The sequence below is a fragment of the Sphingomonas sp. genome, from assembly GCF_051962185.1.
GTDB lineage: Bacteria > Pseudomonadota > Alphaproteobacteria > Sphingomonadales > Sphingomonadaceae > Sphingomonas.
Window position 1 is genome coordinate 1 of sequence record NZ_JBQCCN010000014.1, and the last position, 2592, is coordinate 2592.

A 2592-nucleotide genomic window follows, 5' to 3' on the forward strand; every position below is an offset into this window, starting at 1 on the left:
GGCCCAGCTGGAAGCGCGCGTGCTGATGATGTCGACCAACAACATCCTGTCGCCGGCCAACGGCAAGCCGATCATCGTGCCGTCGCAGGACATGGTGCTCGGTCTCTATTATTTGTCGATGCTCAAGGAGAACGAGCCCGGCGAAGGCATGCTGCTGGCCGACATGGCCGAAGTGCATCAGGCCCTCGAAGCCGGCGCCGTGACGCTGCACACCAAGGTGATCAGCCGCGTCCCGCAGACCGACGAGGAAGGCAAGACCTACCTCAAGCGCTACGAGACGACCCCGGGCCGCATGCTGCTCGGCGAGTGCCTGCCGAAGAGCCACAAGGTGCCGTTCGACACCGTCAACCGCCTTCTCACCAAGAAGGACGTCGGCGACGTCATCGACGAGGTCTATCGCCACACCGGCCAGAAGGAGACCGTGCTGTTCGCCGATGCGATCATGGCGCTCGGTTTCCGTCACGCGTTCCGCGCCGGCATTTCGTTCGGCAAGGACGACATGATCATCGCGCCGGACAAGGACAAGCTGGTCGACGAGACCCGCGAGCAGGTGAAGGACTTCGAGCAGCAGTATCAGGACGGCCTGATCACGCAGCAGGAGAAGTACAACAAGGTGATCGACGCCTGGTCGCGCTGCGGTGACCAGGTCGCCAACTCGATGATGAACGAGATCAAGGCAGTGAAGAAAGACCCGGAAACGGGCCGCGAACTGCCGATCAACTCGATCTACATGATGGCGCACTCGGGTGCCCGCGGTTCGCAGGCGCAGATCAAGCAGCTCGCCGGTATGCGCGGCCTGATGGCGAAGCCGAGCGGCGAGATCATCGAAACCCCGATCATCTCGAACTTCAAGGAAGGTCTGACCGTCCTCGAATATTTCAACTCGACCCACGGCGCCCGCAAGGGCCTCGCGGACACCGCGTTGAAGACCGCCAACTCGGGCTACCTCACCCGCCGCCTCGTCGACGTGTCGCAGGACTGCGTCGTGATGGAGGAGGATTGCGGTACCGAGCGCGCGCTCGAGATGCGGGCGATCGTTCAGGGCGGTTCGACCATCGCGTCGCTCGGCGAGCGCATCCTGGGCCGCACCACGGCCGAGGACGTGGTCAGCAAGGACGGCACGGTCATCATCCCGTCGGGCACGTTGCTCGACGAGGCGGCGGTCGCGAAGATCGAGGCCACCGGCATCCAGGGGATGAAGATCCGCTCGCCGCTGGTCTGCGAAGCCAAGATCGGCGTCTGCGGCAAGTGCTACGGGCGTGACCTTGCCCGCGGTACGCCGGTGAACATCGGCGAAGCGGTGGGCGTCATCGCGGCGCAGTCGATCGGCGAGCCGGGCACCCAGCTGACCATGCGTACGTTCCACATCGGTGGCGCGGCGCAGCTCAACGAAACGTCGAACCTGGAGGCGCATGCCGACGGTACGGTCGAGTTCCGCGATCTGCGTCTGATCGTCGACCAGCGTGGTCGCCGCGTGGTGCTGAGCCGCTCGGGCGAGATCGCGATCAAGGACATGGACGGCCGCGAGCTGTCGGTCGACCGCATTCCGTACGGCGCCTACGTCATGTTCGACGATGGCCACATCGTGACCAAGGGCGACCGCATGGCCGAGTGGGATCCGTTCACCATGCCGGTGATCACGGAAACCGGCGGCACGGTGAAGTATCAGGACCTGCTGGAAGGCAAGACCCTGACCGAACAGGCCGACGAAGCGACCGGCATCACCCAGCGCGTCGTCACCGAATATCGCGCGACCACCAAGTCGAAGGAGGACCTCCGTCCGCGCCTGACGCTGACCGGTGCCGATGCCGCCGAGGCCGCGCGCTACATGCTGGCGCCGGGTGCGGTGCTGTCGGTCGACGACGGTGCCACCGTCCAGGGCGGTGACGTGCTTGCCCGTGTCGCTCGCGAGTCCGCCAAGACCCGCGACATCACCGGCGGTCTGCCGCGCGTCGCCGAGCTGTTCGAAGCCCGCAAGCCCAAGGAAAACGCGATCATCGCGAAGGTTTCGGGCCGCGTCGTGTTCGGCAAGGACTACAAGGCCAAGCGCAAGATCGGGATCCAGCCCGAGGACGGCGGCGAGGTCGTGGAGTATCTGATCCCGAAATCGAAGGTGATCGACGTCCAGGAAGGCGACTACGTCAAGCGTGGCGACAATTTGATCGGCGGCTCGCCCGATCCGCACGACATTCTCGAGGTGCTCGGCATCGAGCCGCTCGCGGAATATCTCGTGTCGGAAATCCAGGAAGTCTATCGACTTCAGGGCGTGAAGATCAACGACAAGCACATCGAGGTGATCGTTCGCCAGATGCTGCAGAAGGTCGAGATTACCGACGGCGGCGACACCACCCTGCTCGCCGGCGAGCAGGTCGACCGTACCGAGATGGACGAGACCAACGAGAAGCTCGCCCCCGGCCAGCAGCCCGCTCAGGGCAAGCCGGTCCTGCTCGGCATCACCAAGGCGTCGCTGCAGACCCGCAGCTTCATCTCGGCGGCGTCGTTCCAGGAGACCACCCGCGTCCTCACCGAGGCGGCGGTCCAGGGCAAGCAGGACACGCTGATCGGCCTCAAGGAGAACGTCATCGTCGGCCG

1 pseudogene is annotated in these 2592 nt (G+C 64.9%); it reads left to right on the forward strand.

Annotated elements, in window-relative coordinates:
* Positions 1 to 2592: pseudogene (locus ACTHJR_RS01085) on the forward strand (DNA-directed RNA polymerase subunit beta'); the annotation flags it as partial.